Consider the following 25,730-nt stretch of genomic DNA (forward strand, 5'->3'; position numbering starts at 1 on the left):
GGGTAAGTATGAAAAGACAACGGAGCAGCCCGATCAATCGAGCTGCTCCGTTAACGGCAACAAGTGTGCCGATTTGCCTCAAATCGTCAAAAAAAAGTTCTACTGACCCGATTTTGTACTATCTGCTGTTTCGGTTGGCTTTGGCGTACTCTGAGGAGCAGGTTTCGACTTCGGCTTACCAAAAAGTAAGTTGTTAAGTCCTTGCTTGGCCTTCGACTCCAGCTCGAGTTTTTTCTTTTCAACTTCTTGCTGAGCTTTGGCTTGTAGCTCCAGTTGCTTGCGTTGCACCTCACGTTGGAGGCTGTCTTGTGCTACTTTAGCTTTTGCTTGCAACTGCAACTTGGCTCCGTCAACTTTCGCCTGCACGATATTGCCTACCAAGTCTTTAGCCTGCGCTTTCACGCTGCCAGTGGCCAGCTTCACCTGCGGATTCGCTACTGTGCCACCAATGTTTAGGCCTAGAGTTACCCGCTCGGTGCCTTGCAGGTTCTGTACCCCCGTTAAGCGGGTTAGTTGGCTGTTGAGTTGGTTGCCGAGCTTGCCAGTCGGCACATTCAGGGCCGTTACATACTCCAGCCCACCGTTGCCAATGTTGTTGGAGCCACCTACCGTCATCTTGATCTGGCCCACGGTTAGGTCAAACGGTTTTACAATGAAGTTGCCGTTGATGATTTCGGCCGCTACATCCTTGTTGTTGACGGCAAAGCTTTTCAACTCCTGAAACTGCGTGAGGCTGCTGATCTTGTTGATAACCGGCGAGCCACTCACAGCCGCCCGAACTACCTCGAATATGCCTTTGCCAGTGAGCGTACTGTAGTTGGGCATCATATCAGGCCCTAGTTCGCCACTCACGTTGAAGTTGGTCGAGAAGATGCCTTCCAGGTTGTCGGCCAGAGGCACCATGGCGCGCACCGAATTAAAGGTATTGAAGGCATTCTGGAAATCCAGGTTCTTGATGTTAAGCCCGAAGTTGAACTTGGGGTGCGCCAGGTTTTTGCTGCTGTACGAGCCATTGGTGCCAAACGTACCCCCGAGCGTGTTGAAAGTGAGGCCTTGCAACGTGGCCGTTTCGTCGCGCACGCCTACTGTGCCTTTTACGTTATCTAGCTTCAGGTTGTCGTAGATAACCTGTCCCACGTTGGTGTTCAGTGTCAGGTCAAACTCCTTCGGGATTTGTAGCACACCGTCTGCCTTGGTAGCGGTGGCAGGGGCTTTGGTAGCAGCCGTTGCGCCAGTAGTAGGCTTCGCACTTACTTCGTCTACCATCCACTCGTTCATATTGAAGCGCTGCGAGTTCACCGTGAGGTTGCCGCGCAAGGGCTGACCCGGTACAAACAAGTAGCCCATATAGTTGGAGATGGTACCCGAAGCCGCAATGTCCGACGAGCCCACGAAGCCACTCATGTTCTGGAGTGTAATCTGGTTGTTGTTGAAAGTGGCCGTGGCTTTGGTCACCTTCATGCCTTGCGGCAAGTCGGTGCTCTTATAGGTGATATTCTGTGCGTTCACCGTACCCGAAGCCACCACCGTCTGGTAACGGCCGGCTTCAATGTCGGCCATGTTGCCCTTGGCGGCTACGTTGCCATTGAGGCGGCCGGTTACGGTCATGCCTTCCAGCGGGAAAATCTTGGTGAGCTTAGTTAAATCAACCACCCCTTTCACGTCGGCATCGAAGCGTAGCTTGTCAACGCCTTGAGTTGCCACGCGGCCTTCCAGTGGCTCGCCCTCCAGCAACATCCGGAAGTTGGAAATATCAACCCGTGTGTCGTTCAGTTGCCCCGTAGGATTCAGCACAGTGCCCGTTACCAACAGGTTCTCGATAGGAGCCGGAAACTGCTTGGATTTCACGTAGCCGTCAGTCAGGTTCATCTTGGCTTGTACTACCGGCATCTGCGTGCTAGAGTAGGTGCCTTTGGCCGTGCCATCCACAAACAGCTTGCCGCGCAAGGCGAGGTCCTGCACCGGATACACTTTCATCATTTCCGCCAGGTCCACGTTGGCTTTCACGCGGCCATCCACCTTCATTGGCTCTAGGCCGTCAATAGCTACGTTGCCATCAATTGGGTTGGCGCCAAGGTCCAGGTGGAACTGCTTCACGTTCACCTTCACGTTGTTGGTGAAACCCGAAGGGTTATCGACCACCATATTCACGTTGATGTTCTTAGCAGCTTGCGGCAATTGCGGGTAGTGGAACGTGCCGTTGTTTATTTGCAGGTTCACGCCGTAGCCCGGCATCTTCACGGCGTTCTGTACGCCTTTGAAGTAGCCATCGAACGCTACTTTTCCCCCGGCTTCTACATCCTTAAACTGCGCCGTGTACACGCCCGGCACCAAGCTCAGAATATTCTTGAAGTCGGTTTCCAGCGCTTTAAACGTCAGGTCATAGGTTATGTCGGTGGCATTGGGCAGCCCAATAGAACCCTGAAAAGTGGCCGGGAAATCGTTGAGCTGTACCTTGTTGTCTTTGAAGGTGAACAACATTTTGCCCAGGTCCATGGCCATAGTTACGTCGGCTGCCAGCTTTTTCTTGCTCACGTATTCGGTGCCATCGTAAGTCATCGAAAATTGGTCGGCGGTAGTTTCGCTCACCAAGTCGAAGACGTTGCTGGCAAAGTCGCCGGAGCCGGTGTGGTTGAGGCCACGCAACTCCATGCTGAAGGGTAAGGTGCGGTCTTCGTAGCGGACGTGGCCATCGGTTACTTCCCATTTGCTGATAGCTAGGTTCAGGGCCGTGGTATCCTGGCCCTTGGCCGCTGCTGCCGAGTCCGACAGCATTACGTCCCAGTTGGCTTTGCCGCTTTTCAACACCTTCACGCTGATGTCGGGCCGGTCGAGCAAGATGCTCTTGATTTTGATTTGGTCGCCGCTCACAACGCTCATCAAATCCAATCCCACCCGGAACGAAGGCAAATAAGCCAGGGTGTCGTGGGCAAACGAGTCTTGCCCAATTACGCGTAGCTCGTCAATGCCCAAGGCTAGGTCAGGGAAACTGCTGAATAGACTTAGGCTGACATTGTTAGGGTCGTACTGTACCTTCGCATCGACTCGCTCGGCTAGCTGCTTGTCGAGGGCCTGCTTGATTTTGTCTTTGAAGAGGATAGGTGTAAGGGCGATACCCGCCACCAGCACCACCAGAAAAATCAGCAATCCAATCCAGAATTTACGCATATATATTGTGCTTGAAGGCTTTGTTGTGGAGACTTGGTGCCAATTCGAAAAAGCTGTACAACACTAGCATACAACGAAGTACATTGCTTCCTTAGGGTGCAGCTCAAGGCAATGGTAAAGGCTTGAAATCAAGAATATTATTTGCCTAAACAACCTAAGTGCCAAGTACGAGGTACCAAGCCGTGGTAAACGTACAAAAGTAGCAACCCCTGTCTTGTCTGTCCGGGGCGCTGGGCCAGAAAACGGGCTCACTCATCGATTTGTGGTTGAGATTTTCACTTAATGCGTAAGGAATTCAGCAATTTAGTTTCTGCAAACAAGTCCGGCGACGCACTACGCGCCGCCGGTCGTGCGTTTATCACACTGATGAAGGGGCAAACCGGACGGAGATTTACAAAGGAGCGCAAGCTGCGGCAGCCATTGCTGGCCGGGGCTATGGCACTGGCATTGCCAGCCGCTGCGCAAGATTTGTATTTCGCCCAACCCTACGCCACACGTCTCAATCAGAATCCTGCCTATGCTGGCCTACTCGACGATGCCAGCGTAACGCTCAGCTACCGCAACCAGTTTCCTACGCTGGCTGGCACCTTTCAAACCAGCCAACTCGCCGCCGATTATCGATTCAAAGATCAGCGCAATGCCGTGGGCTTGCTTATTAACCATGACCGTACTGGCGGCCTCGGCTACACCCGCGTGGAAGTAGGAGGCATCTATGCCTATCACACTCGTCTTACCAAAGACCTGGCCTTTAGTGGTGGCATACGCGCTAGCTACGGCAACCAACGCATCAGCTACGACAATCTCGTCTTCGGTGACCAACTCGCCGAAGATGGCTCCACCAGCATGCCTACCCGCGAAGTCGTTGACTTTACGCCCGTCAATTACGCTAGTGTAGGAGTAGGCTTGTTACTGTACGGCGAACGGTTTTGGGTGTCGGCCGCAGGTCAGCACCTCAATCAGCCCGACTTAGGCTTTCGTGCGCAGGCCAAATTGCCGTTGCGTCTGGAGCTAAGCACGGGCTACAAGCACTATTTTGTGCGGAGCACCGAAAAGCAGCAGTATCGCGAAATCAGCGTAACGCCCACGGTACACTACGTACGGCAGGGCGGTTCTGAGCGGGCTGAAGCTGGACTTTATGGTACTATTACGCCCCTCACGCTTGGCCTCGTATACCGGGGTGTGCCCTTGCCTGGCGCCCCCCGTCCGCAACAAATTCTAACCGCTATTGCTGGCCTTAGCCTCGGCAGTTTTCGGGTCGGATATGCTTATGATATCGGCCTGAGCGCATTAAGTGCAGAATTAGGTGGCGCACACGAAATTTCTTTGGCCCTTCGTGCGTTTGATTCGCTCGATGCTGCTTGGCGCCGATTAAAACGTCGGAATTACCCGGTTGCGCCTTGTCCCGCATTTTGATTTTTTGTATTATTGCAGCAGCTTACCTTGTCCAACGTCTTTTCTAACGGGTAGTTTTAAACTTAATCATGAATTTTTCCAAGTACCTGCGTTTTGCGGTTGTAGGGGCCTGCGCCCTCGCTGCCTGTAAGGGCGGCCCGCCCACCGCTACCAAACCCGGTAAGTACAGCTCTACCACGGGCATCGAGTACAATACCGAAGAAGGCATGAAGGTTGCCGACTATCAAGGCATTCCCGAAGGCCCAGGCCTCGTCTTCATCGAAGGTGGCCGCACTGTGCTGGGTTCGCAGGAAGAAGACGTAACGATGACGCACGACAACATCGAGCGTACGGTTACTATTGCTTCTTTCTATATGGACGAAGCCGAGGTAGCTAACATTCACTGGCTGGAGTATTTGCACTTCGTGCGCAAAGACTCTTCCGAAGAGTTCTACCAGTCAGCTCTGCCCGACACCACGGTTTGGGCCCGTGAGCTTTCGTTCAACGACCCGTATGTAGACTACTACTTGCGTTACCCCGGCTTCCGCTACTTCCCAGTGGTGGGTGTAAGCTGGCTACAAGCCAACGACTATTGCACATGGCGTACGTCGAAGGTAAACGAGACACTTGCTAGCAACGCCGACGGCGGTGGTGGCGGTGGTCTCTTCAAAAAGAAGAAAAAAGGAGCTGCCGCTGCTGAAGGTGCTACCGAAGATGCGGGTGGTGCTGCCATTGCCATCGAGAACGGTAATACCCTGCCAAACTACCGTCTGCCTACTGAGGCTGAATGGGAGTACGCTGCGCAAGCCCTTGTTGGTACACAGGAAACCGGCAACGAAAACCAAGAAAACAAGCGCATCTACCCATGGGATGGCCGCCAGGTGCGGAACCCATACGGCGGCAAGATGGGTCAGTTCTTGGCTAACTTCAAGCGCGGCCGCGGTGACTACGCAGGTATTGCTGGCGCCCTGAATGACGGCGCTATGATTACGGAGTACGTCTACGCTTATCCGCCGAACGACTATGGCCTCTACAACATGGCCGGCAACGTAAACGAGTGGGTACAGGACATCTACCGCCCATTGTCGTTCGAAGACGTGGAAGACTTGAACCCCTTCCGTCGGAATGGCTTCCTTGACCCCGCTGAGAAGTACGACAAGAAAGGTTACCAGTCGCTCATCGACGACCACGTGCGCGTGTACAAAGGTGGCTCTTGGCGCGACGTAGCTTACTGGCTCTCGCCCGGCACCCGCCGCTTCATGGGCGAAGACTCTGCTACGGCAACCATCGGTTTCCGCTGCGCTATGATCAACGCTGGTTCCAACAAGTAATTACGGAACGCTATAGCGAAACAAGAAAGGCTTGCCATGCGGCAAGCCTTTCTTGTTTTATAACCAGAGTAGATACTGGTTGATAGGCTAACTCGAATAGGAAGATCAGCCTAGGCATTCGGCTATCTATCGGCGCACGCAATAGTGGCGACGCTGACCTCGGCGGCTCCAGCAGCGAGCAAGGTTGCTGCGCACGCTTCTAGGGTGGCACCAGTGGTTAGCACGTCGTCAACCACCAAGATGTGTTTGCCTTGGATAAGAGTTAGGGCCGCTACTTCGAATACTCCTGCCACGTTTTCCCACCGTTCGAGGCGGTTTTTGCGCGTTTGCGAATCGGTGTGTTCGATGCGGCGCAAGCCGGCGGCGTGCCACGGTATGCGTAGGCTCTCAGCCATGCCTTCTGCGAAAGGGTCGGATTGGTTGTACCCACGCTTGGCTAGTTTGCTAGGGTGCAGAGGTACGGGTACTATCAAGTCAAACTGGAAATTGTGTTGGGCTAGCTCGTGCCCATACCATCGACCCAGCACTCGGCCCACATCGCGCTGCCCTCGGTATTTGAGTTGATGCAAGAGGTGCTGCACCCGTCCCCGGCGTAGGAAGCGAAGGTAGCTGAGGGTGTGGCGTATGGGCGTGCGGCCCCAAAAACGACGGCTCAGCGGATTGGTATCTGCCGAAAGCAAATGATAGTCGGTGTACGGCAGTTGCATGCGGCAATTAGTACACAAGTACTCTTCGCCACGGCCCAACGCCTGCTCGCAAGCCAGGCATACCTGCGGAAATATCAGGCCAACAAAGTCAGACAGAAAGCGTGGAATCATGACGCGCTGGCTTGGAGCCGCCGGAAGGAGTAATCATCGGCAAGAGCGCTGGACCACGCCAACACTATACCGCCAAAGGCCAGCCAATAGCTCAAGGAAAGTGCCATATATGACACGGGTACAGCCGACAGCGTTAGTAGAAGGCCTGTGGCCCAGACCACATGACCTTTGATGGTACGCATGGGCTGCGTGGATGGCGGTACGTACGCCACTTCCGACCACAGCACCCGCAGCCGTCGGTACTCAGAAAGCAGTAGGGCTATGTCCATCGAAAGCAGTACCGCCACTACATAAGGTGTACCACCCCATTGCAGCGAGATGGTGACAAACAGAATGTTGGCAAGCATCGGTACCAGAAATACTGCACCTAACAACCAGAACCGCCGCGTAATCAGTAAGAAGCCCGTTACTATCTGGCTGGCGGCAACGAAGGCAACATACAGCCCTAATTGAAACGGTTGCAGTTTCTCGGCTAGCCACACCGGGCCTATCCAGCCCCAAAACTGATGCTGGTAATAGAGCTTGGCCATGCCTGAGGTGAAGAAAGTAAGGCCTAGAAACAAAGCCAGCGCTGTGCGCCAAAACCGTACAAAGCGCATGCTAAACGATATAATAAAGAGAATAGAACAGTATTGTAAAGTACCCCCTGATTGTGGCTAATACAAGTAGCCGGATCATTTGTGCCTACTTTCGTGTTTCCTTTTTTCCAGACTTTCAAGTGTACATTCTATATGTCTCAAGTAACTGAATTCAACGAGTATCGCCAGCGCATGAACGAGAAGATCATGGCGGCTGATAATAAAGTCATTAAGCGCTTCTTCAACCTTGATACTAACACGTACCAAGCGGGCGCGCTGGACGTGAAAACCAAGGAAATGCTAGGTCTAGCCTGCAGCATGGTATTGCGCTGCGACGACTGCATCAAATATCATCTTGGCAAATGCTACGAGGAGAAGCTAACCGACGAGGAAATCTATGAGGTGTTTGCCATTGCCAACCTCATTGGGGGCAGCATCGTGATTCCGCATTTTCGGCGCGCTGTGGAGTATTGGGAGATTCTGAAAGAAGAAGCCACTACGCCTGCTCCGCTGCACAGCCACGACGCATGAGCTACCTAGATCCGCAGGAAACGGAAGCCGAGTTCGAGGCTCGTTGGTGGCAACTGATGAACGAGATGCGGGAGCGTTTCGGCAAAAAGCCCGACCTAAATGCGTTGTTGCTGCTTATTGGGGTACAGGAACTTGGCCAGGGAGCCGGCCCCTTCACGAAAGAGCAGAAGCAGGATCTGATGCACATTGCCACCTGTAAGCTCTTTAGTTTGTCGGGGCACTATGAACTGGAGCGGGTGGACGAAGAAGGTTGGCCTCATTACCGCCTTGTGCATCCCGTGCCATTTGCCAGCTTGAAAGAGCAGGAGCGCATGCTGAAATGGCACATGCTGGAGTATTTCGACTCAGATAGTGAGTGATGTAAGGAAAGAGAGCTTCATGCTGCTCTTTGTTCTTGATGGCAAAAGTGCGGCATGAAGTTTTCTTATAATTCGCAGGTAATCAAATGAATATTGTTAGCTATAACGTTAACGGACTACGTTCAGCACTGAGTAAAGGACTACTAGATTGGGTACGTGAAGCGCAGCCCGACGTGCTATGCCTGCAGGAAATAAAAGCCGGGCGAGAAGAGCTGGATATATCCGGCTTTACCGAACTTGGTTACCATGCCTATCTGCACCCGGCCACCAAGCCCGGCTACAGCGGCGTGGCTACCTTTACCAAGCAGTTGCCCCGGCACGTAGAAACTGGCTGCGGCACCGAACTCTACGATACAGAGGGCAGAGTGCTACGCTTGGATTATGATGACTTCTCGGTGCTGAATGTGTACATGCCCTCCGGCACTAGTGGCGCAGAGCGGCAGGCCTTTAAGGTGGAGTGGCTGCATTTCTTCCGCAAGTATGTAAGTCAACTACGGGCCGAGGGACGGCGGCTCATTATCGGCGGAGACTACAATTGCTGTCAGACGCCGATTGACTTGCACAACCCCAAAGCCAACCAAAGCAGCCCGGGGTACACACCAGAGGAGCGGCAGTGGTTCAAGGATTTCCTGGCCGATGGCTACACCGATTCTTTTCGTCATCACCACGGCGATGCGCCCGGCCACTATTCCTGGTGGAGTTACCGGGCTGGCTCACGGAAGCGCAATGTAGGCTGGCGTCTCGACCACTTGCTGGTCGATAAAGAACTAGAGCCGCGCATCCAAGAGGCAGGCCTATTACCTGATGTGGTGCACTCCGACCATTGCCCGGCTTACCTCAACATATAGCTGAATAGAGGCAAGGCGCCAATAAGCTAAGATTGTAGGATCATCTCTGCTACTTCTCGGCCTGAAGCCATAGCCGCGTTTAAGGAAGGATAAGACGTGTAGTCGCCGCAGCGGTAGAGGGTGTTGGTGAGTTTTAGCTCCTGGTGCTGCGCCTTGCCATTTGCGTAAACGGGCAGGGCGTGGGGCAGGTGGTAGGTGCGCAGATGCTTCCACTGCGCCACTTCGTCGCCAAACCAAACCATCAATTCGGCGTGCAGCAACGCCACCAGTGTGGTTTCGGGCAAGTGATGCTCGCCGTGGGTGCTAACCGATACCAGCGTGCGGCCGGGTGGTGCGTAATCGGGCGAGACGTCGGAGGGGAAGCAGACATTGTGCGCCATTTGGCCATGTGCCGCGTTTAAGCGCAGCAGTTTATCTTGGCGGCCTGGCGAGGCTGGGGCCGAAAAATAAGTGCAGGTGGTACGACGCCAAGCAGTAGCGTGGAGTTGCGGCAAGTGCGGCAGCAGGTGAGCAGTAGTGTCGCCGTTGGTGGCTACTACTACCGCCGCGGCAGTTAGGATTTCGCCGCCGCGTAAATGCACCTTGTTGCCTTCCACCGACTCGACGGGCGTATTGAGGCGCACGGTACCGGCTGGCAAGCGGTTGGCTAATTGCTCAGGAATCTGCTGCATGCCAAGTGCAGGCACTGCGGCTTCGCCTTCCACAAACTGCTGAAACACAAACTCGAAGAAGTTGCTGGCCGTGGTTAGGGTGCGGTCCAGAAACACCCCACCGAAGAAAGGCCGGAAGAACGTGTCGATGATTTGTTCGCTCCACCCGTAGCGCCGCAGAAAAGTGAGGGTATCGGTGGAGGGGTGCGCCAATAGCTCTTCGGCGCTATGGCTACGCACATGCTGCACCAAGCTGAGAATGCGCAGTTTATCGGTTAGCGTACCAATGGGTGATGTTAGAGCTGGGAAGGCAGCCAAGGGCTGTTGCAGCGGATTACGTAAGGTAGTTTCGCGGCCATCGGGCATACGAATAACGGCGCCAGAGCGAAAAGCTTTAAGGTTCAGAGCTCCGTAATCAATCATGCGCTGCACTTCCGGGTACTTGGTGAGCAGTACCTGAAAACCGTAGTCGAGGCGGTAGCCTTCAGACGTGACGTCGGTGCGCACGCGGCCCCCTACGGCTTCTGCAGCTTCGAGCACCACTACCGGGCAGCCGGCGCGGTGCAGGTAGTTGGCGCAGGTAAGACCAGCCATGCCGGCCCCCACAATAACGATGGGCAACTGTGCGGAAACAGGAACATTCATACTCTCCCGAAACTGTAAAATTTGCTTTAAGGTTAGGTTCGCGCACGGAAACAAACCTATTTGCCTGAGGAACAAGGGGTTCCTATGCTATACTTTTCGGCTGCCCGGTACTGCTCCCAATCCGCCACACTGAAGCGCGACTGGTCCCGATAAGCATACATCTGGTCGATGAGCACACCATTTCGGAAGTTTCCTTTCACGAAGTTTTCTCGCGCCACCAAGTGCTCATCGTTTATGCGGCGTAGTTGCCAGCGGCCGTCGGGTATGCCACCTACTACAGCCCCAGACAGCTGCATGCCATCCTCCTGCCGATACCAAGTGCCGTTGCCGTCCTTTACCAGCTGCTGGCCCGCCTCATCCCAAAACTGCTGCACCAGCGGGTCCAAGCCATTGCGGAAGCTGAGCACCTGCCGCTTCCGGCCCGACGGATACCAATAGGCCCAATCCCCAACCTGCTGACCTTTGCGGTAATTGCCACGGGCTGCCAGCTCGCCAGTATCGTGATACACTTCGAACGGGCCTTCCATAAGCCCCTCCCGGTAAGCGCCTTGCAACAGGGGTTTGTTGTTGCTGAGCTTATAGTCGCGCACGTAACCCCAAAAGTGGCCGGCGCTGTCCAGCCGGATATGGCGGCGGATGGCGGCGCAGCCCGGAGGCGTAAGCACATAGTCAGCCGAGTAAAAGAATACGACGCTGTCTTTGCCAACTACCCGGTAACAATCATCTAGCTTGGCCTTCTCTTCTTTTTGCAAAGGCTTCTGCGCCCACGTGGTGACAGTGCCAAGCCATAAGATACTGCAAAGCGCCAAGCAGGAGCGCTTATATATACGTAGCATTAGAAGCTAAATTTGTTTCGATAGCCGATTGTGAACCGCAACGGTAAGTAGATCTTTAATCAGTGACTATTCTTGCAAATGGAATTTAACTGCATGATACGCTGAGTGTATAGCAGCAGCGCATCTAACTTCTAATGTTCTCAAGGCCAAGTAGCTATATTGGGTTGTGGTAGCTGAGAAGGAAGTAGGCGAGCAGCAGGTTTTATCTGTACTCTATCGGTTGATGTATCCAATGTAATATCCAAGTAGCCGAGTACGGGCTGGCTTTGATAGCGCGCAGGTTGCCAAGATGGTAATGACAGAACAAGGGAGCGAATCACTTCACGTAAGGAAGAAGTTTCAGATTCGAAATCTACAAACTGTCCTTTTTGGTCGAGCGAACACCGTACGGTGACTTCTGGCGGCATGGAGCTATACCAATGAGTTGAACGGTAACGAGTTAGGCGCTGGTTCAACCGATCTGTATAGCGAGTAACTCCTATTTCAACACTAGGTAATTGCAGGTCTTTCTTGATAAGCTGGAATTGAGCTTGGCGTTGACTTTCGTCACAGGTGTAACCTAGCACCATGTAATCTGCCTTTAAGAACGGTGAAGGCTCAAATGGAGTGAGTAAAGCAGAGAACTTGTAAGCAGCAGGCTGGTCGGCTTGCGGTTTGATTAGACGCCCCCGTCGGAATGCGCCTTTGTCGTACAGTTCTGTCGTGACGGGAATATGGCTTTGCTTGTGCTGCCCTGTCCAATTGCCATCTGGTAAACCTAAGCGGATATTCCCGCGGGCAATAAGGCCCGATACTGTTTGTCCTTCCCAAGTGCCAGTGCCGTTTTTGGCTAGTTGATGCCCTGTTGAATCCCAATAAGCAAGAATACGGGTAGGGCCCGTTACCGTAAAGCGCAGTACTTGGCGTGGTTGTCCGTTTGGATACCAATACTTCCAGTCTCCGCTTTGTTGTCCCTTGACAAGCTCTCCCTGAACGGCTAAACGGCCGTTAGGAAAGTACAGTGTCGCCGGACCATTCAAAGTGCCAAGCGCATAAGTGAACTGCGCTAATAAGCTCGTGTCGCTCGTCCGATAATCAGACACAGTTGCAGTGAAGTTACCTTTCTCGTTTATCCGCCCCACTCTCTTAATAACGGCGCATTCCTTGGGGGCTAGTGAGTACTCCCGGTCGAAGTAAATAGCTATGCTATCTTGTGATAATGTATGGACACATTGATTTAGAGACACTTGTTGAGCATAGCACGGAGAAATAGGTTTGGCAAGTAGCCAACTCAATACCGACAGGAGCAATAAATAACACCTCATATTATAGTGCTCCATATATAAAGCGCGTTAGTAAACGCATTAATCTAAGGCTATTATACTTCTATGCCGTGGTCGTCACTTGTTTAATTGTATAAGTATAGGCATCCGATTGATTCGGTTGAGCTATAGTTGCAAAACTTAGAAAAGCGGCTTGCGGGACTTCACGATTTTGCGGGTTTTCATGGTGTAGAACTCGGCTACTCCAGCCCGCTGAAGCGTTACTTGCCAAACGCCCATTGCTTGGCCTAAGCGGTAACCAGTGGCTTGATCTTGAGGATATTGCTTTTCAATAAGAGCGTAGTCAGTAGGCGAAATGTCTTTGCCAACTTCGCCGTGACAGCGCAAGCACAGTGCATCATCGAGCGTTGTCGGGCGCTGATACGTGAATACTTCGCCGTTAAGGCGAGCAACGCGGCGAGTGGTATCAGGCTGTAGCTCGACAGGAGTAAGGGACGCTTGGTTGGCAGTGTTGCGCGGCCGGGCACTTCGGCGTTGTGCAGTGGCTTGCAGCGTTTTCTCCAGCGTATCAACAGAGGCAAATGTTTCGGGGCGACAATAGGGGAGTGCCGCCGCTACCCCGCCCGCTTGTAGCTTCTCCCGGAGCACACGCTTAAGCTCGCGGTCGGCGTAGCGCGTGAGCGAGTCGCCGGCCCAGCGCGTGGCGCGGAGCAAATCGACGGGAAGAATACGCTTTACCGCCATGTTTTCCAGGGTAGTCGCAATTTTCTTACCGTCTTTGATGTGCTCGATCTGGTCGGGCCGACAAGCGGCTAGCAGTACAGACAGCAGCAAGAATCCAGTGAAGGGGCGGGAAAGATGGGTCATAGCGAAACAACAAATCAACGCGGCAAAGAGACGACAACTGCCGCACTTCCCCAACTACCTGCCACCCTGCGTTCAGGTTTTGCATGCAAAGGCCAAGTCGGCAGGCTACCACGCCTTTTAGAGGCAACACTGCACGGGTGTCATCGACTTTATTGCAGCAAAAACTCTTGCAGCGCCTTATAATCGGGTTCTAGTAGCACGCTCTGCTTGGTGCGAGTTAAGAGGCCGCGCACTGCTGTGGGTACGGGCACTTCCGCGCCAATAACGGGCTCTACCACTTCCGGGAATTTCACGGGGTGCGCTGTTTCCAAGAAAATGCCGTGCTCGGTTGGATTTTCGCTTAAATATTGCTCCAGCGCCCGAAGCGCAACGGCGCCGTGTGGATCGAGCAAGTAGCCAGTTTCCTGATGCACCCGCTTGATGGTGGCTGTGGTTTCCTCGTCGGAAACGATGGCGCCACTGACCATGCGGCTTACATCGGCGTGACGCTGTTCGAACAACTCCAAAATGCGCCCGAAGTTGCTCGGGTTGCCCACGTCCATAGCATTAGAGAGCGTAACAACGGCCGGCCGGGCCTCGAAAACACCGGTGCGGAGGTAGTCAGCTACGGCCGAATTGGCATTGCAGGCGGCCACAAAGTGTCCGATGGGCAAACCCGAGGCGTGGGCCATAAGTCCGGCGCAGATGTTGCCGAAGTTGCCGCTCGGCACTGCTACCACTGGCGGGGTTTCATGCGCCCACTGCTGTAGGGCGTAGCAGTAGTAGAATTGCTGCGGCAGCCAGCGGGCCACGTTGATGGAATTGGCAGAAGTAAGTTGGCGATGTTCGGTCACGCGCGGATCGAGGAAGGCCTGCTTCACTAGGCGCTGGCAATCGTCGAAGTTGCCGCGCACTTCCAGGGCCGTAATGTTCTGGCCTAGCGTGGTCAGCTGCAATTCCTGCAACGGGCTGACTTTGCCCGACGGATACAAAATAACTACCTCGACCCCCTCAACGCCCAGGAAACCATCGGCCACAGCCCCGCCCGTGTCGCCGGACGTAGCCACCAACACCGTGACGGGCGCCGTTTGCTGCCGCGAGAAATAGCCTAGGCAGCGGCTCATAAACCGGGCACCAACGTCTTTAAATGCCAGCGTTGGGCCATGAAACAGTTCCAGTGCCGCTATGCGGTTAGTCACGGGCACCAATGGAAATTCGAAGTCCACCGTTTCGGCGCAGATGCCGCGCAAAACATCTTCCGGGATAGTGTCGCTGACATAAGGACGAATGACTTCATACGCTACTTCGGCCCGAGCCATGGTGCGAAAGTTGTGCAGCAGTTCGGGAGAAAACTTTGGAATCCGTTCCGGGAAGTACAGCCCGCCATCTGGTGCCTGTCCGGCAATGGTAGCGGCTTTAAAATCAACGGTAGGAGCTTGCTGGTTGAGGCTGTAGTAGCGCATAAGGTTACGTGTGCGGCCACTTAGGGCCCTTCTGAAAAGTAATGCAGTGTAGCGGGACGTACACTGTAGCGCTAGAGCGCAAGCCGTACGCCGGTGGAATTGATGGTGCTGACGTGGATGTGAAAGTCTACGCCTAATTGCTCGTATACCTCCCGCATGGCACCGGCTACTGCTTGCGCCGTTGCTTCGTTTTCGCTCAGCATAAAGATGGATGGTCCAGAGCCCGAAATACCCCCACCCAGCGCTCCGGCTTCCAGACTGCGGGCCTTAACAGCTGCAAAGCCCGGAATCAGGATGCTACGCACCGGCTCCACAATAACATCTTCCAAGGAACGGCCAATGAGCTGATAATCCGACTTCAGCAAACCTGCCACCAACCCCGCCACGTTGGCCCACTGCCGAATAGCAGACTTTAGCGGTACTTGTTGCTTCAGAATCTGGCGGGCATCGGCGGTGCGCACCTCTATCTGCGGGTGCACCACCGTCACGTGCAGCGGCGGCGCCGACAGAGGCACTATATCCAGTGGTTCGGCCGAGCGAATAAGCGTGACGCCGCCGTAGATAGCCGGCGCAATATTGTCGGCGTGTTGCGCGCCCGATGCCACCTCTTCTCCGAACATGGCAAAGCGCACCAACTCTTCCTTCGAGAAGATGTTGCCTATCAACTGATTGGCACCCACCACGGCACCTGCCGCGCTGGCCGCGCTACTGCCAATGCCGCTGCCAGGTAGAATGGCTTTGTTGATGCGCATCTCGAAGCCCGTTCCAGCGGGGGCAGCACGCAGCAACGCCAACAGCGCGGCTCCGGCTACGTTGCGGGCGGGCTCGGTGGGTAGGTTGAAGTCGTCTTCATGCGTAATCGTCACGCCGGGCTGCTCGGTCAAGCGCAGCTGCATAGTGTCGTAGGGGGCTTCCAGCGCGAAGCCCAGCACATCGAATCCGCAAACCACGTTGGCCACAGTGGCCGGTGAATACAGCGTCAGAAAATCGGAAGTAGGCATAAGCTGAGTATGTAGCTCGAAGCTTGTGCTTCGCTGCTAGTAATGGCGGAGATTATAAGTAGTAGTCTGTTGAGAAGCTGTTTGGCTAAGTCAGAGTGTAATTTCTTTAACAGTCTGTCCTGCTTAGTCTGGCATCCGTTTGTTGAGGCATCTTGCGTGCTGACTTTGAAGAAGATACGGTCATGCTGAGCTTGTCGAAGCATCTCGCGTGCTGACGTTGCAGTGCTAACTGTCATGCTGAGCGGAGCCGAAGCATCTCGCTCGACTCGTTGTGGTAGAAGGAGCTTACCACACTAGCGAGATGCTTCGGCTCCGCTCAGCATGACGGTCTAGTTGTGTCCCAAATCCATTTGTGAATGAAGCATAATGGACTACTGGAACCGGATTGGATGTGCAATTTTTGGCTATTATGCCTGCTACGCCCGAGCGGCTCGGATTACATCGGCGAAAACGCCGGAGGCCGTTACGTCGGCGCCGGCGCCAGCACCTTTCACTACTAAAGGCTGCTCGGGGTAGCGGTTGGTGAAGAAGAGTACCGCATTATCTTTGCCTTGCAACACGTAGAAATCGTGACCCGGCGCCACGCCTTGCAGCCCGACACTAGCTTTGCCGTTGGCGTAGCGCGCCACAAATTTCAGGCGTTGACCTTGAGCGGCTGCCGCATCGTAGAGGCTGCGGAAGTGGGGTTCGTGTACGGCCAGCTGCTCGTAAAAGGCTTCCACATCACCTTCTAAACAAGAGGCAGGCAGGAAGGACTCGTTCTGTATATCAGCTAGTTCCATCTCCTGACCAGCTTCCCGCGCCAAAATCAAGATTTTGCGGGCTACGTCGGTGCCGCTTAAATCCAGGCGTGGGTCCGGCTCGGTGTAGCCTTCGGCTTGGGCTTGGCGCACCACGTCGGCAAAGGGTACAGTGCCGTCGTAATGGTTGAACACGAAGTTGAGCGTACCGGAGAGGACCGCCTCGATGCGGTGTACCTCGTCGCCACTGCGCAGCAAGTCGTTGAGGGAACCGATGACGGGTAGGCCCGCCCCCACGTTGGTTTCAAACAAGAACTCGGCGTTGAACTCGCGCGCCAAAGACTTCAAGCGGGCGTAGCTCACGTATTCCGACGAACAGGCCACCTTATTACACGCTACCACAGCCACGCTTTTCTCTAGCAAGGAAGCATAGGTTTTTGCTACATCGGCGCTGGCCGTCACATCCACAAACACGGTATTGCGCAGGTTGCGGTTGTGCAACTGTTCTACTAGCTCCTTTAAATCCAGCGGTTGGCCTTGCTCTAGCGCCGCCTGCCAATCGTTCAGTTCGATGCCGCCGTCCTCCGTCAGCACGAAGCGCTGGCTGTTGGCCAAGCCCACTACGCGCAAGTTGAGGCGCAGCTTTTCGCGCAGCCACTGCTGCTGCCGAGCCATTTGTTCGAGCAGTTTCTTGCCCACATTGCCCACACCCGCCACAAAGATGTTCACCTGCTTGGTGGTCTCCTCGAAGAACTCCTCGTGCAGCACGTTGATGGCCTTGCGCACGTCGGCGGTCCGGATTACGGCCGATATGTTTCGCTCCGACGAACCCTGCGCAATGGCCCGGATGTTCACACCGTTCTGGCCGAGCGCCCCAAACATACGCCCGCTGATGCCGGGGTGGTTACGCATTTGCTCGCCCACCAGCGCCACAATAGCCAGGTCCATCTCGCAACGCAACGGCGCCACTTTGCCAGCCGCTATTTCTACGCTGAATTCCTCGTCAACGGCTGCTTGCGCCGAGCCAGCATCGGCAGCCCGTACGGCCACGCAGATAGAATGCTCTGACGAGCTTTGAGTGATAAGGATTACGTTGATGCGCAACAGCGCCAGCGCCCCAAACAGCCGCCGCGAGAAGCCTGGAATGCCTACCATGCCACTGCCTTCTAAGTTCAGCAAAGCCAGCTGCCCGATGCTCGAAAGGCCCCGCACCACGTCCCGGTTGGCGGGCGGACTCACTTCAACCAGCGTGCCTTCATCTTCCGGCGCGAAGGTATTCTTGATCCAAAGCGGTATTCCTTGGCTCATGACCGGTTGAATAGTAGGCGGATACAGTACCTTGGCCCCGAAGTGCGACAGTTCCATAGCCTCCTGATAAGAGATGCGCGGAATTGGGCGGGCCAGCGTCACGAGGCGCGGGTCGGCGGTCATCATCCCGCTCACGTCGGTCCAGATTTCCAGCCGCTCCGCCGCCAATGCTCCCGCAAAAATGGCGGCCGTGTAGTCGGAGCCGCCGCGGCCAAGGGTGGTTGTAGTGCCCTGCGCATCGCTGCCGACAAAGCCCGGCACCACGTACACCCTACTTGGCTGCGCGGCCACAAATTCCTGAATCTGCTGATTGGTAACGGCCGTGTCTACGGCGGCAAAGCCGTAGTGCGAGTCGGTGCGTATCAGCTGCCGGCTGTCTTGCCAGAGGTGGGCCACGCCGTGCGCTTTCAAGCAAGCCGCCAGCAGCCGCGACGACAGCAGTTCCCCGAAGCTTACCAGCCGGTCCAGCGTCCGGTTCGACAGCTCTCCGAGCGAGTAGACCCCGTCGCACACGCTGTCTAGCTCGTTGCAGTAGGTTTTCACCAAGCTCAGTACCGCACTTTGGTCGGGGATGGGGAGCAGGCCGCGCACCGCCTCTAAATGGCGCTCTTCCAATTGTTTGAGTCGGGTGCGGTATTCATCGGAACCGGTGGCGGCAAGGCGGCCGGCTTCAATCAGCGCGTCGGTGGTACCCCCGAGGGCCGATACTACAACCACGATGGGAGCTTGCCGGGCAGCCGTTTCCACGAGCTGCGCCACACGTTGGAGGTTAGGGGCCGTAGCCACCGACGAACCACCGAATTTCAGAACCTGCATGAGTTTAAAGAGATGAGTGGACACGAAAAAGCCCGTCGGATCCGGCTTGGCTTCTGGTTAGGAAGCGGCCGGCGACGGGCTGCGAAACATCAAAGCAAGGAGAGGTAGCGCAGCCCGTCTAGCGGGTTGTAATACCTGTAATAATGCCTGTGCCGGTCGTCAAGCAGACGCCGGTGGAAGCGGAATTAAGTAAAGTTAGATACGAAAGGGAGGTCATGCGTGCGTACTTCTGGCCGTAAAGTAGGCATTTTCTGATAAGGACAATAGGTAATTGGCTATCTATTCTGAAAAAAGAACTGAGAAAAGGCCTAGTTGTCGCGCTTCTGCGGCTAGCAAGAGGAACCGCACCACGCACAGGACGTGTTTGTTTTCAGTACCTTTGCACTCCCAATACAATTCTCAGAAGGCAAGATGCTAGACAAACTGGAGGCCATCCAACAGCGATTCAACGACGTGGCAGAGCAGCTCACGCAGCCCGACGCCATGAGCGACATGAAACGCTACAAGACGCTTAATAAAGAATATAAAGACCTCAACAAGATTGTTGTTGAATACAAGGCCTACCAGAACGTGCTGGCTAACATCGACAGCGCCAAGGAGGTTATTGCCAACGAGAAAGACGAGGACTTCCGCCAGATGGCGAAAGACGAGCTAGAAACTCTCTATCCCGAGCAGGAACGCCTCGAAGCAGTTATTAAAGACCTGCTGCTCCCCAAGGATCCCAACGACTCGAAAGACGTCATCATGGAAATCCGGGCCGGTGCGGGCGGCGACGAAGCGGCCATTTTTGCCGGCGACTTGCAGCGGATGTACATGCGCTACGCCGAGCGGCACGGCCTGAAAATGGATTTGATTGACGCCACCGAAGGCACTTCGGGCGGCTACAAGGAAATTATCTTGGCCGTGAAAGGCGAAGACGTGTACGGCAAGCTCAAGTTCGAGTCGGGCGTGCACCGCGTGCAGCGCGTACCCGCCACCGAAACGCAGGGCCGAATTCACACCTCCGTTGCTTCGATTGTGGTGATGCCCGAAGCCGAAGAACTGGACGTGCAGATCGACATGAACGATGTGCGCAAAGACCTCTTTATGTCGTCGGGCCCCGGCGGACAGTCGGTAAACACCACGTACTCGGCCGTGCGCCTCACGCACTTGCCCACGGGCCTCGTAGCGCAGTGCCAAGACCAGAAGTCGCAGCTCAAGAACTTCGACAAGGCGTTGCAAGTGCTTCGCTCGCGCCTCTACGAAATCGAGTTAGCCAAGAAGAACGAAGTGGAAGGCGCGGCCCGCAAGAGCATGATTGGCGGCGGCGACCGGTCCGATAAGATTCGTACCTACAACTATCCGCAAGGCCGCGTAACCGACCACCGCATTGGGTTCACGGTGTACAACCTGGCCAGCGTAATGGAAGGCAACATCGACGACTTTGTGGAGCAGTTGCGCCTCGCCGAAAGTGCTGAGCGCTTGAAAGAAGGCGTGTCGTAATAAAGATGTCGTAAGCTCGTTAGCTTCTATAAGAACGTCATGCTGAGCGGAACCGAAGCATCTCGCGTGCTGACACTGGATTAGTAACCCAACATCAGCACGCGAGATGCTTCGGCTCCGCTCAACATGACGTTCTTGTTAGATATACTTATTAACTTCCTCTATGCGCTTTCTACTCCCGCTGCTGCTTGTTTTCTCGGCGTTGCTTTGTTTGCTGCCGGGTTGCGAGCCGAAGGAAGATCTAGTTACCAAAGACGCTAGCGCCAAGCTGGAATTCTCGGCCGATACTGTGTTGTTTGATACGGTATTTGCGCAGGTGGGCACCGTAAGCAAGCGCCTGTGGGTGTACAACCGCAATTCCCGAGCTGTGAAAGTCAGGGAAATTCGGCTGGCCAACACCAACCCCGGTACCTATTCCCTGCTCATCAACGGCGACGAAACCCGCGTAGCCAACGACCTAGAAATTCGGGGCAAAGACAGCTTGCTCATTTTGGTGAAAGCCGTGCTCGGCCCAAATGCCACTAACAACAAGCCGTTCTTGGTGGACGACCAAGTGCTGTTCAACACCAACGGCAACGAGCAGGACGTGAAGTTGGTAGCTTACGGGCAGAACGCCTATTTCCACGGCCCCGAAGAACATATTACCCGCAATACTACGTGGCCTAAAAACCGCCCCCATGTTATCTATGGTTATGTGGTAGTAGACGCCGGCGTAACACTTCGGATTCAGCCCGGTACCCGAATTTACTCTCATGCCGGCTCGGCTATGTTGGTGCGCGGCACGTTACGCGTCAACGAAGCCACTAACCCGTCGGGGGAGCTTACGCCTACCGACACGGCTACGTTCGTACGCTTTCAAGGCGACCGGCTAGAACCTTTCTATGCCGATATTCCGGGGCAATGGCTTGGTATACAATTTGACCCAAGTAGCAGCCGCAACAACTTGGTGCGTTTCACCGAAATCAAAAATGCCTCGTATGGTTTGTTGATTCTCAACCTACTCAACGGCCCTCACCCGAGAGTAACGGCCGAGAATACGATTCTACGCAACATTTCGGGTGAAGCCCGCTCATTCGGCGGCGGTGACAACGGCTTGAGCTTCGAAGGAGCCGGTGTATTCGGTTTCTCCGGCGACTTTGATCTGCGCAATTGCCTGTTCACTAACTGCGGCGAATACGCCGTGCGCGGTATCGGTGGTACGTACAACCTGAATTTTTGCACAATTGCTAACTATACTCCGCAGTTCCGTCGTGAGTCTCAGTCCCTCTGGTTTACAAATGAGGTAGCCACCGAACAAGCAGTTGTTCCGAACATAGTTCGAGTAACAGTTGATAACTCTATTATATGGGGTTCAATCGACGACGAGTTGTTCTTCAAAAACGGCAATGCATACCGGTCAAACATAAACATCCAAAACAGCATCTTGCGTACCAAGGATTACGCAGCTGCAATGGATGCTGGTGACAAACTCGGTTTCGATAATCGAGGCAACCAAATCGGTCCTATTGCGGATCTAAACTTCCCTAAGTTCAAAAGCACTCCATTTCGGAGCTTCGGCAACAAGTTCGACTACCGCCTCGACACCCTTTCACCTGCCAGTAACAAAGGCGTATTCAACTCGGCAATACCCCGCGACCTGCTCAACAAGCCTCGCAGCATAACAGCACCCGACCTAGGAGCGTATGAACGGGTGAACCCTTAAAGCTGATGATTTACATTCAAAAGCGTCTGCGCTTGCCGGCTCTGCGCCGCGGCTTTCATCTCGTCACGGACTTGCTGGTTGCGGAACTGCCAGAGTTGGAGCGTATCCGCATGGGTACGGCTCATTTTTTCATTCAGCACACCTCCGCCAGCTTGAGCATCAACGAAAACGCTGATCCTACTGTGCGCGTTGATTTCGAGTCTTACTTCAACCAAGCGGTACCCGAAAACGCCCCATACTTCCGTCATACTCTAGAAGGCCCCGACGATATGCCAGCCCACCTGAAGGCAGCTATGCTGGGTCATGCCGTGAGTATGCCAATCACGAACGGGGAATTGGCACTAGGTACTTGGCAGGGGGTATACCTGGGAGAGCACCGCAACCAGGGCGGTCGGCGCTGGGTGGTAGCTACCTTGATGGGCACTGAATAGTGTGCAGAAAGCAAATTATTCTTCTAGCTGGGCGGTATAATTTTTCGATTATCAAGCCCGGCCGTCGATGTTTCTCGTATGAAGTGAAAATGCACTTGCTTTTCGCATCCCATGGAGTCTGCTCTGCTGTCCTTCCGTAAGCTCAATTACCCGGTTCTACTACTGTATGTGGTGCTAGGGCTATCAAGCTGCGAGGCCAAGGACCCGCCTGCAACCGTTGCCTCTAAGCCCAAACAAGAGCGTCGCCAGCCGACTACTCCGCCGCCACCTGCGGCGCCTAAAGCATCCTGCACTCTTACCAACGACACGTTAGCGGGACAGCCTTTTGGGGCGGAACCAACTGTAGAGGAATTGCTGCGCTCCGGCGCTAAAATTGTGAGCCGCAAAGCCTTTGCTAACCTGCACGAAGCCGGACAGACCGATACTATTCTTACGCTGCAGCACCAAGGCAACTCCTTCGAGTTCTACCACTCGCCAGAAAAGGACCTGCTACGGCAGGCTGTCATTACCAACTTCAAGCCCGCATATGGGCAGCGTTTGCGCCTCACGCTTAATGAGTCGGCGCGGCAGAGTGGCGGACCTTGCGGGCAACTCCGCCTCCGCGACACCGACCACGCCAACATGGTTTCTGCCACCTTCACTGCCGGGCAGCCCAGCCAAGCCCGCGTGCAGCCGTACTTGGATTAAGCTTGTCATGGCGAGGCAGGAGGAATCTAGTGGTGTCTCAGATTCCTCCTGCCTCGCCATGACAGTTGTCTTACTGCACTACCCGTGTCCGCACTGTGTACCGCACAGTGTCGAACATTACCAGCTTTTGGATACCTTCTACGCTGTAGCTCCGTAGGCCATTGCTATCTGCCTGAAGCTGTAGCTTCTTTTCCGAGTAGAACAGCGGGTTATCCTGAATTATAGTGGCCGTAATAGCTTCGGGATGGTCCGTGGCCTTACCAACAACCAATTCTCGCACCGAAGCCTCTACAGCTGGCTTTTTCTTGTAAGTAGTGCTTGAGCTATTGGCTTGATTAACGGGCACTACCTCATACGCGCCGCGCAGCGCCGGCTTGTTGATGTCAGCTTGATAGAAGATTTGCAGCTCCTTGCTCCAGTCCGTCTTGGTGACCCGCGTGGTTTCCAGTTTTCCGTCGCGCAGGCGCACCTGCTTCTCCACAACTGGCTGCTGGCGGTTGAGCATTGCCACCTGGCTATCCAGAAACCCTTTGACATCGAAGTAATTGGGCTTGCGGTTGGCGGGGGTAGGACGCACAGTTGCATCCTCGCCCGGCCCACAGGTGGCGAGTAGTAACAATACGCCTAACCAGTTGCCTTTACGCACGAGTTGCGGTTCCTTGGGGCTGCAACAAGCTCACACCGGTCATGTCGGCAGGTTGGGGTAAGCCCATCAACGCCAATACAGTGGGGGCAATATCACCGAGCTTGCCGTCGGCGAGGGTGCCGTGGTAGTCGGTGTCGGCCAAGATGCAGGGTACCAGATTAGTGGTGTGAGCCGTGTTAGGCGAGCCGTCAGGGTTAATCATGAATTCGGCATTGCCGTGGTCGGCAATAACGATGCAGGCGTAGTTGCTAGCTAAGGCCGCTTCTATTACTGCTTTGGCGCAAGCATCTACCGTTTCTACGGCGCGTACCACGGCATCAAACACGCCGGTGTGGCCCACCATGTCGGGGTTGGCGAAGTTGAGCACCACAAAGTCAGCCGACTTGGCTTGCAGCTCCGGCACCAGTGCGTCGCGCAGGTCGGCGGCACTCATTTCGGGTTGCAGGTCGTACGTAGCTACTTTGGGCGAAGGGCGCAGAAGGCGGCTTTCGCCAACAAATTCGGTTTCGCGGCCTCCTGAAAAGAAGAACGTAACGTGCGGGTACTTCTCGGTTTCGGCAATGCGGATCTGCTTTTTACCGTTGGCTTCGAGCACCGCGCCCAAGGTATTTTCGAGGTTGTCTTTCTCGAAAATAGGGGTGACGCCCGTAAACGTGGCGTCGTAGTTGGTCATGGTGAGGTAGTGCAGGTTCAGCCGGTGCATCTGGAAGGCATTGAAGTCCTGCTGCGTTAGCGCCTGCGTGATTTCGCGGCCCCGGTCGGTGCGGAAGTTGAAGCAGATGACCACGTCGCCTTCCTGGATGGTAGCCAGCGGGGTCCCGTCGGCGCCTACCTTCACAATCGGCTTCAGGAACTCGTCGGTAACGCCCTCCTTGTAAGAATCCTGCATGCTCTGAATCAGGTTCTGCGAAGGCGTGCCTTTGCCGTTCACCAGCAGATCATACGCTACTTTCACCCGTTCCCAGCGGTTGTCGCGGTCCATGGCGTAGTAGCGGCCCACAATCGAGGCAATCTTGCCACTAGCGCCGTGTTGCAAGTGCTGCTCCAAGTCGTTGACGTAGCCTACGCCGCCCTTGGGGTCGGTGTCGCGGCCGTCGGTGAAGGCATGGATGAAGACCTTGTGTACTTCGGCATCATGGGCCAGGGTGCAGAGGGCCTTCAGGTGTTCGATGTGCGAGTGCACGCCGCCATCAGAAAGCAAGCCCATAAAGTGCAGGGTCTTGCCGCTGGTACGGGCATATTCAAACGCTTTTTCTAGGGCTGGAATAGAGCCTAGCTTCCGCTCCCGGATAGCCTTGTTGATGCGAACCAGCTCTTGGTACACCACGCGGCCGGCGCCAATATTCATGTGCCCGACCTCGGAATTACCCATTTGGCCATCAGGGAGGCCCACGGCTTCGCCGGATGCTTGCAACTTGCTGTGCGGAAACCGCTGAAACAGCGAATCAACAAAAGGGGTTTGCGCTTTATCAACTGCCGAAACCTCTTTGTTCTTGGCCAGACCCCAGCCATCGAGAATCACCAACAATACCTGCTTGTTCATGGCACAAAGATAGGCTGTCAGCGCCGTACCAACGGTATTTTATTGTTTAACCTACGCTTAGTGGAAATAACCTGAGGGGTTAGAGGTACGTAGGCAGGGGTTGGCATAATTTTCGCGTACCGCATGATGCATTCTATACTCTAAAATGAAACGCATTCTTTTTCAGGCTCTCGTGTGCGGATGGCTCTTGTTGCTGTCGGCGGTAGGGCAAGCGCAAGGCGACGTATTTGGCTCTATTAGTGGAGCTTTGCGCAATGCTTCCTCCAAGGAACTATCGCAATACTTCGGCGCTACAGTTGAAATCAGCATCGACGGCGACCGGCAAAGCTATAGTGCCACGCAGGCCGAATTTGTCATGAAAGACTTTTTCGCCAAAACGGCACCTGCCAGCTTCGAGATAGTTCACCAAGGTGGCAGTGATGGCGGAATTCCTTATGCAGTAGGGAAGTATAAGAGCAAAGACGCCATGTATCGTGTGATTGTGAAGATGCAAAACGCCAGTGGTGCCTTGAAAATCGAAAACATGGCCTTCACCAAAGAATGATAGGTAGGCTCATTTAAATAGCCCTTTCTCTACATCGACAAGTCAGCTTGTCGATTTACCTCGCAATTAGATTTTCTTTTCAATAAGCCCCTGGAACTGCTAT

22 protein-coding genes are annotated in these 25,730 nt (G+C 54.6%); 10 read left to right on the forward strand and 12 right to left on the reverse strand.

Annotation, left to right across the window (positions count from 1 at the left end; all coding sequences use genetic code 11):
* Positions 1-99 precede the first annotated feature (99 nt).
* The gene (locus P1X16_RS14115) at positions 100-3,168 is read right to left on the reverse strand and encodes an AsmA-like C-terminal region-containing protein (RefSeq protein ID WP_277230070.1); all 3,069 of its coding nucleotides are present in this window, start codon (positions 3,166-3,168) and stop codon (positions 100-102) included.
* A gap of 282 nt (positions 3,169-3,450) precedes the next feature.
* Here P1X16_RS14115 and P1X16_RS14120 point away from each other — a divergent pair, with 282 nt between their 5' ends.
* Positions 3,451-4,581, forward strand: a complete 1,131-nt coding sequence (locus tag P1X16_RS14120) for a PorP/SprF family type IX secretion system membrane protein (protein WP_277230073.1) — start codon at positions 3,451-3,453, stop codon at positions 4,579-4,581.
* Between the two features lie 68 nt (positions 4,582-4,649).
* The gene (gldJ, locus tag P1X16_RS14125; protein WP_277230076.1) at positions 4,650-5,891 is read left to right on the forward strand and encodes a gliding motility lipoprotein GldJ; all 1,242 of its coding nucleotides are present in this window, start codon (positions 4,650-4,652) and stop codon (positions 5,889-5,891) included.
* A 122-nt stretch (positions 5,892-6,013) separates the two neighbouring features.
* Here gldJ and P1X16_RS14130 read toward each other — a convergent pair whose 3' ends face one another.
* Together P1X16_RS14130 and P1X16_RS14135 are read right to left on the reverse strand one after the other, a co-directional pair.
* On the reverse strand, positions 6,014-6,709 hold the full coding sequence (locus tag P1X16_RS14130; protein WP_277230079.1) for a phosphoribosyltransferase family protein: 696 nt from the start codon (positions 6,707-6,709) through the stop codon (positions 6,014-6,016).
* A complete protein-coding gene (locus tag P1X16_RS14135) occupies positions 6,706-7,308 on the reverse strand; it encodes a hypothetical protein (RefSeq protein WP_277230081.1) in 603 nt (200 codons plus the stop codon). Before P1X16_RS14135 ends, P1X16_RS14130 begins: the two co-directional genes overlap by 4 nt.
* Before the next feature lie 132 nt (positions 7,309-7,440).
* On the opposite strand from P1X16_RS14135, the gene P1X16_RS14140 reads away from it, so the two are divergent.
* The 3 genes from P1X16_RS14140 to P1X16_RS14150 all read left to right on the forward strand — a co-directional run bounded on the left by P1X16_RS14140 (position 7,441) and on the right by P1X16_RS14150 (position 9,025).
* Entirely contained in the window at positions 7,441-7,818 is a 378-nt protein-coding gene (locus P1X16_RS14140) for a carboxymuconolactone decarboxylase family protein (protein WP_243798438.1), read from the forward strand.
* Positions 7,815-8,177 carry a hypothetical protein gene (locus tag P1X16_RS14145; protein ID WP_277230085.1) on the forward strand — a complete coding sequence of 121 codons (363 nt, stop codon included), beginning with the start codon at positions 7,815-7,817 and terminating at the stop codon, positions 8,175-8,177. The genes P1X16_RS14140 and P1X16_RS14145 overlap by 4 nt, the downstream gene beginning before the upstream one ends.
* Positions 8,178-8,263: 86 nt before the next feature.
* Positions 8,264-9,025, forward strand: a complete 762-nt coding sequence (locus P1X16_RS14150) for an exodeoxyribonuclease III (protein WP_277230088.1) — start codon at positions 8,264-8,266, stop codon at positions 9,023-9,025.
* A gap of 26 nt (positions 9,026-9,051) precedes the next feature.
* Here P1X16_RS14150 and P1X16_RS14155 read toward each other — a convergent pair whose 3' ends face one another.
* The 7 genes from P1X16_RS14155 to thrA form a co-directional block, all read right to left on the reverse strand.
* Entirely contained in the window at positions 9,052-10,320 is a 1,269-nt protein-coding gene (locus tag P1X16_RS14155; protein ID WP_277230091.1) for an NAD(P)/FAD-dependent oxidoreductase, read from the reverse strand.
* A 56-nt stretch (positions 10,321-10,376) separates the two neighbouring features.
* On the reverse strand, positions 10,377-11,156 hold the full coding sequence (locus P1X16_RS14160; RefSeq protein ID WP_277230095.1) for a hypothetical protein: 780 nt from the start codon (positions 11,154-11,156) through the stop codon (positions 10,377-10,379).
* Between the two features lie 140 nt (positions 11,157-11,296).
* Positions 11,297-12,475 (reverse strand): hypothetical protein, encoded by a 1,179-nt coding sequence (locus P1X16_RS14165; RefSeq protein WP_277230097.1) that lies wholly within the window; start codon positions 12,473-12,475, stop codon positions 11,297-11,299.
* A gap of 123 nt (positions 12,476-12,598) precedes the next feature.
* Complete coding sequence (locus P1X16_RS14170) at positions 12,599-13,285, reverse strand: DUF3365 domain-containing protein (protein WP_277230100.1); 687 nt, start codon at positions 13,283-13,285, stop codon at positions 12,599-12,601.
* 149 nt (positions 13,286-13,434) lie between these two features.
* Positions 13,435-14,727, reverse strand: a complete 1,293-nt coding sequence (thrC, locus tag P1X16_RS14175; RefSeq protein ID WP_277230103.1) for a threonine synthase — start codon at positions 14,725-14,727, stop codon at positions 13,435-13,437.
* 71 nt (positions 14,728-14,798) lie between these two features.
* Positions 14,799-15,728 carry a homoserine kinase gene (locus P1X16_RS14180; RefSeq protein ID WP_277230106.1) on the reverse strand — a complete coding sequence of 310 codons (930 nt, stop codon included), beginning with the start codon at positions 15,726-15,728 and terminating at the stop codon, positions 14,799-14,801.
* 416 nt (positions 15,729-16,144) lie between these two features.
* Entirely contained in the window at positions 16,145-18,592 is a 2,448-nt protein-coding gene (gene thrA, locus P1X16_RS14185) for a bifunctional aspartate kinase/homoserine dehydrogenase I (RefSeq protein WP_277230109.1), read from the reverse strand.
* A 411-nt stretch (positions 18,593-19,003) separates the two neighbouring features.
* Between thrA and prfA the strand changes: the two genes are divergently transcribed.
* The 4 genes from prfA to P1X16_RS14205 all read left to right on the forward strand — a co-directional run bounded on the left by prfA (position 19,004) and on the right by P1X16_RS14205 (position 22,894).
* On the forward strand, positions 19,004-20,074 hold the full coding sequence (gene prfA, locus P1X16_RS14190) for a peptide chain release factor 1 (protein ID WP_277230112.1): 1,071 nt from the start codon (positions 19,004-19,006) through the stop codon (positions 20,072-20,074).
* 163 nt (positions 20,075-20,237) lie between these two features.
* A complete protein-coding gene (locus P1X16_RS14195; RefSeq protein WP_277230114.1) occupies positions 20,238-21,776 on the forward strand; it encodes a hypothetical protein in 1,539 nt (512 codons plus the stop codon).
* Between the two features lie 5 nt (positions 21,777-21,781).
* Complete coding sequence (locus P1X16_RS14200) at positions 21,782-22,207, forward strand: secondary thiamine-phosphate synthase enzyme YjbQ (protein WP_245120181.1); 426 nt, start codon at positions 21,782-21,784, stop codon at positions 22,205-22,207.
* Positions 22,208-22,318: 111 nt separating this feature from the next.
* Positions 22,319-22,894, forward strand: coding sequence for a hypothetical protein (locus P1X16_RS14205; RefSeq protein WP_277230116.1), 576 nt, complete (start codon positions 22,319-22,321; stop codon positions 22,892-22,894).
* Positions 22,895-22,964: 70 nt separating this feature from the next.
* Here P1X16_RS14205 and P1X16_RS14210 read toward each other — a convergent pair whose 3' ends face one another.
* Together P1X16_RS14210 and gpmI are read right to left on the reverse strand one after the other, a co-directional pair.
* Positions 22,965-23,540 (reverse strand): hypothetical protein, encoded by a 576-nt coding sequence (locus P1X16_RS14210; RefSeq protein WP_277230120.1) that lies wholly within the window; start codon positions 23,538-23,540, stop codon positions 22,965-22,967.
* On the reverse strand, positions 23,533-25,083 hold the full coding sequence (gene gpmI, locus P1X16_RS14215; RefSeq protein ID WP_277230122.1) for a 2,3-bisphosphoglycerate-independent phosphoglycerate mutase: 1,551 nt from the start codon (positions 25,081-25,083) through the stop codon (positions 23,533-23,535). Before gpmI ends, P1X16_RS14210 begins: the two co-directional genes overlap by 8 nt.
* A 145-nt stretch (positions 25,084-25,228) precedes the next feature.
* On the opposite strand from gpmI, the gene P1X16_RS14220 reads away from it, so the two are divergent.
* Positions 25,229-25,627, forward strand: a complete 399-nt coding sequence (locus P1X16_RS14220; RefSeq protein ID WP_277230125.1) for a DUF4783 domain-containing protein — start codon at positions 25,229-25,231, stop codon at positions 25,625-25,627.
* The last annotated feature ends 103 nt before the right edge of the window (positions 25,628-25,730 follow it).

Source organism: Hymenobacter sp. YC55 (genome assembly GCF_029433095.1).
Taxonomy (GTDB): Bacteria; Bacteroidota; Bacteroidia; order Cytophagales; family Hymenobacteraceae; genus Hymenobacter.